At 60.6% G+C, this 5,068-nt stretch carries 4 protein-coding genes and 1 pseudogene; 1 reads left to right on the forward strand and 4 read right to left on the reverse strand.

Going from position 1 to position 5,068, the window contains the following annotated elements:
- Positions 1–123 precede the first annotated feature (123 nt).
- Together ptsP and ALO64_RS17805 are read right to left on the reverse strand one after the other, a co-directional pair.
- Positions 124–2,403: a phosphoenolpyruvate--protein phosphotransferase gene (gene ptsP, locus ALO64_RS17800; RefSeq protein ID WP_002555744.1), complete on the reverse strand. Its 2,280-nt coding sequence runs from the start codon at positions 2,401–2,403 to the stop codon at positions 124–126.
- A gap of 21 nt (positions 2,404–2,424) precedes the next feature.
- Positions 2,425–2,904, reverse strand: a complete 480-nt coding sequence (locus ALO64_RS17805; protein WP_002555745.1) for an RNA pyrophosphohydrolase — start codon at positions 2,902–2,904, stop codon at positions 2,425–2,427.
- A gap of 142 nt (positions 2,905–3,046) precedes the next feature.
- On the opposite strand from ALO64_RS17805, the gene ALO64_RS17810 reads away from it, so the two are divergent.
- Positions 3,047–3,703, forward strand: a complete 657-nt coding sequence (locus tag ALO64_RS17810) for a histidinol-phosphatase (RefSeq protein WP_004655004.1) — start codon at positions 3,047–3,049, stop codon at positions 3,701–3,703.
- Positions 3,704–3,716: 13 nt separating this feature from the next.
- Here ALO64_RS17810 and ALO64_RS17815 read toward each other — a convergent pair whose 3' ends face one another.
- Positions 3,717–4,145: a DUF2269 family protein gene (locus tag ALO64_RS17815; protein WP_044322800.1), complete on the reverse strand. Its 429-nt coding sequence runs from the start codon at positions 4,143–4,145 to the stop codon at positions 3,717–3,719.
- Positions 4,146–4,306: 161 nt separating this feature from the next.
- Positions 4,307–5,068: pseudogene (locus ALO64_RS17820) on the reverse strand (threonine ammonia-lyase, biosynthetic); the annotation flags it as partial.

Raw genomic sequence — 5,068 nt, forward strand, 5'->3', positions numbered from 1 at the left:
TTCTGGACGCTCTGCGTCCTATCTTGAGCGGGCGGCGCGGCGCAGATTTGTGACGCGGAGCGTCACCCACGGCATTCCCACGCTGGAGCGTGAGGAACGATAGTTCTGTAACTATCGTGGCGCTTAGTGCCCTTTGACCGAGCTCGGGTTGATCATCCGCGACAGGCCGAGGTTTTTCAGCGCCAGTTGCAGGGAGCTGCTGATGACTTGCGGGTTGTCGTTGGTCATCAACTGCGCAAGCAGTTCCTTGGCCTTGCTGAGGTTGATCTGACGCAGCATCCACTTCACTTTCGGCAGGTTGGTGGCATTCATCGACAGGCTGTCGAAGCCCATCGCCATCAACAGCACAGCCGCAGCCGGGTCGCCGGCCATCTCGCCGCAGATGCTGACCGGCTTGCCCTCGGCATGTGCATCACGCACCACGCTTTGCAGGGCCTGGAGCACGGCCGGGTGCAGGTAATCATAAAGATCGGCCACACGCGGGTTGTTGCGGTCGACCGCCAGCAGGTATTGGGTCAGGTCGTTGGAGCCTACCGAGAGGAAGTCGACCTGACGCGCCAGATCGCGGGTCTGGTAGACCGCCGCAGGCACTTCGATCATCACGCCCACAGGCGGCATCGGCACGTCGGTGCCTTCGTCGCGCACCTCACCCCACGCCCGGTGGATCAGGTGCAGCGCTTCTTCCACTTCGTGGGTGCTGGAGATCATCGGCAATAGAATGCGCAGGTTATTCAGGCCCTCGCTGGCCTTGAGCATGGCGCGGGTCTGGACAAGGAAGATTTCCGGGTGATCGAGAGTGACGCGAATACCGCGCCAGCCCAGAAACGGGTTGTCTTCCTTGATCGGGAAGTAGGACAGCGACTTGTCGCCGCCGATATCCAGGCTGCGCATGGTCACCGGCAGCGGATGGAAGGCGGCCAGTTGCTCACGATAAATCGCCAGCTGTTCCTTTTCACTCGGGAAACGCTGGTTGATCATGAATGGCACTTCGGTACGGTACAGCCCCACCCCTTCGGCACCGCGCTGCTGAGCGCGAGCGACATCAGCCAGCAGGCCGGTATTGACCCACAGCGGCATGCGATGGCCGTCAAGGGTCACGCAGGGCAGTTCACGCAGGGCATCCAGGCCTTGGGAAAGCTGGCGCTCCTCCTCGACCACCTTGCCGAACTGCTTGCGCATGATTTCGCTGGGGTTGGTGAAGACTTCGCCGTGATAACCGTCGACCACCAGATCGATGCCGTCGACCTTGGAGTAAGGGAAGTCCACCAGCCCCATGACCGTGGGAATGCCCATGGCCCGCGCCAAAATCGCAACGTGGGAGTTGCCGGACCCCTGAACCGATACAAGACCCACCAGCTTGCCTTCCGGCACCTCGCCCAGCATGGCCGGGGTCAATTCTTCACTGACCAGAATCGTGTTGTCGGGGTAGACCAGCGCCTGCTGCCGCGCTTCCTGCAGGTAGGCCAGCAGGCGACGGCCCAGGTCCTTGACGTCCGAGGCTCGCTCCCGCAAGTAGGCATCGTCCATCAGTTCGAAACGTTTGACGTGCTCGCTGACCACCGAGCGCAAGGCACCCTGCGCCCACTGGCCGGTCTTGATGACATCGGTCACTTCGCTGCCCAGCGAGGCGTCATCGAGCATCATCAGGTAAACATCGAACAGCGCGCGCTCTTCGGGGCGCAGTTGGGTGGCAAGCTTGGCTGACAGGGTGCGCATGTCATTGCGCACGCCTTCCAGCGCGTTCTGGAACAACGCCAGCTCGGCGGCGATGTCAGTAACGGTCTTGTCCGGCACCACCTCCAGATCGGCAGGCGGCAGCATGACCACTGCCACACCTACAGCAGCGCCCGGCGAACCGGCCACACCGACGAACTTGGCTTCCTGAATGCCCTTGCCCTGGCGACCCAGACCGCGGATCGAGCCGGTGGCTTCGGCATGGGCAATAACGCCCGCCAGTTGCGCGCTCATGGTGACCAGGAAGGCTTCTTCGCCCTCGTCGAACTGACGACGCTCCTTTTGCTGGATCACCAACACCCCCACCACGCGACGGTGGTGGATAATCGGCGCGCCGAGGAACGAGGCGTAACGCTCTTCACCAGTCTCGGCAAAATAGCGATAACGAGGGTGATCTGCGGCGTTTTCGAGGTTCAGCGGTTCTTCACGCGTGCCGACCAGACCGACCAGGCCTTCATTCGGCGCCATGCTGACTTTGCCGATGGAGCGTTTGTTGAGGCCTTCAGAGGCCATCAGCACAAAGCGGTTGACCTCGGCATCGAGCAGGTAGACCGAGCAGACCTGGCTGCCCATGGCCTCCTTGACGCGTAACACAATAATGCCCAACGCCGCCTTGAGATCCTTGGCGGAGTTAACTTCCTGGACGATCTTGCGCAGCGTATTGAGCATGGCTCGGGGTCGAACTCCGTGTCAGTCGCGCGATAACAGGCGCGGGGCAAGCTCTTTGAGTGCGCGTCGATACACCTCGCGCTTGAATGTCACCACCTGGCCTAACGGGTACCAATAACTGACCCAGCGCCAGCCATCGAACTCCGGTTTACCGGTCAAATCCATCCGCACCCGCTGCTCGTTGGAGATCAGGCGCAGGAGAAACCATTTTTGCTTCTGGCCGATACACAGCGGCTGGCTGTGCGTACGGACCAGACGTTGCGGCAAACGATAGCGCAACCAGCCCCGAGTGCAGGCAAGTATTTGCACATCATGTCGTTCCAGCCCGACTTCTTCATTCAATTCACGATAAAGCGCGTCTTCCGGCGTCTCCTGCGGGTTGATTCCACCCTGAGGAAACTGCCAGGCATCCTGGTTAATACGCCGAGCCCATAGGACCTGACCAGCATCGTTTGTCAGAATAATCCCGACATTAGGACGGAAACCATCGGGGTCGATCACGGCAACAACCTCGCAAACGCATGTCGCCGCATTGTTCCACAAAGGCGATCAAACCAGCAACGAGGCTTATCACCTTATGTGAAGACTTGTGAAAACCTCGTATTCTGGGACTCTTTTTTCAACTATTTCAGTGAGTAACCCTATGCGTCTGGCTTTATTCGACCTCGACAACACGCTTCTGGGCGGCGACAGCGACCATGCCTGGGGCGATTATCTGTGCCGACGCGGGATCCTCGATGCCGCAACCTACAAGACCCGCAACGATGAGTTCTATCAGGATTACCTGGCCGGTACGCTGAACATGACCGACTACCTGAATTTTACCCTGGAGATTCTGGGCAACACTGATATGGCGCAACTGGAGGAATGGCACCGCGACTTCATGCGCGACTGCATCGAGCCGATCATGCTGCCCAAGGCGCTGGAATTGATCGCCAAACACCGCGACGCAGGCGACAAGCTGGTGGTCATTACCGCTACCAATCGCTTTGTGACCGCACCGATTGTGGCGCGGCTGGGCATCGATACACTGCTGGCAACCGAATGCGAGATGGTTGATGGTCGTTACACAGGCCGTACTACGGGCGTTCCGTGCTTCCGTGAGGGCAAGGTGACACGCCTCAATCAGTGGCTTGAAGACAACGCGTTCAGCCTTGAGGACAGCTATTTCTACAGCGACTCGATGAACGACCTGCCGCTGCTGGAGCAAGTGGCCAACCCGGTTGCGGTCGATCCGGACGATAAATTGCGTGCCGAAGCCGAGCGACGCGGCTGGCCGGTTATAACCCTGCGTAACTGAACGTCGGCACTGCTCAGGCCGGTTTGAAGCCCATCAGACCGGCCATCGCCACAAAGCACACGACGCTGATCACGGTCAGCGCCAAGGTGAAGCCTCGCTTGCCGCCCTTGGCACCGAGGCGCAACCGGTTGAGCCTGGCCACCAGCCAGACCCAACTGCACAGCCCCAGGGTGTAAAGCACACTGCTGCCCAGCACCCAGGTCTGGCCCAGTGACAGGCCTTTCAAATGCACCAGCCACCAGCCACTGAACGGCAGCGTCGCCAGACACAAGGCCATCAACACCCAGAAAAACAGCAATGGCCGCTTGAGCAGGCGATTCTGCACGGTCGTGTCGCCTTCAAGACGCACCTTGACCACCCCGCTGGACAACACCAGCGCGCTGATCAACAACAGCGCAATGGCGACGATGTGCAGGGTATTAAGGGTGGTGATGGGTTCCATGACGCGGTGTTCCTCTGGAATCGGACTTGGGTGAGTTTAGCAGTGTGGACACAAGAGCCGTGCCTTAAGCGCTATCGCGCCCGTGCTCCACGTGGGCAAGCCGGTCTGGACGCTCCGTCCTCTTGTGACGCGGAGCGTGAGGAACGGGAGTATCTAAGGCCTCAGCCCAGAAACAGCCTGTACGCCGGGTTCTCGCTCTCGTCCCAATACGGGTAACCAATCTCGTCCAGCGCTGCGCCCACCAGATGCCGCTCTTCCTCCGGCACCACCAGCCCGGCAACCACCCGGCCGTCAGCAGCGCCGTGGTTGCGGTAGTGGAACATGGAGATGGTCCAGCGGCCGCCCAGGCGGTTGAGGAAGTTGAACAGCGCGCCCGGTCGCTCCGGGAACTCGAAGCGCAGCACCACTTCATCATTGACCCGCTCGGCATGCCCGCCGACCATGTGGCGGATGTGCAGTTTGGCCAGTTCGTTGTCGGTCAGGTCCAGCACCGGGAAGCCCTGGCCGGTCAGGCTGGCGATCAGGGCGCTGCGTGGGTCGTTCTCGGGATGGGTCTGCACGCCGACGAAGATGTGCGCCTCGCGATCAGTGTGATAGCGGTAGTTGAATTCGGTGATCTGCCGCTTGCCGATGGCCTCGCAGAACGCCTTGAAGCTGCCCGGTTGTTCAGGAATCGTCACGGCAATGATCGCCTCGCGGCCTTCGCCCAGCTCTGCACGTTCGGCCACGTGACGCAAACGGTCGAAGTTGACGTTGGCTCCGGAGTCGATGGCCACCAGTGTCTGACCGCTGATGCCGCGCTGCTCGACATATTTCTTGATCCCGGCAACACCCAGCGCGCCCGCAGGCTCGGTGATCGAGCGGGTGTCGTCGTAGATGTCCTTGATCGCCGCGCAGATCTCGTCGGTGCTGACGGTGATCAC

This window comes from Pseudomonas meliae (assembly GCF_001400515.1).
GTDB classification, from domain to species: Bacteria; Pseudomonadota; Gammaproteobacteria; order Pseudomonadales; family Pseudomonadaceae; genus Aquipseudomonas; species Aquipseudomonas amygdali.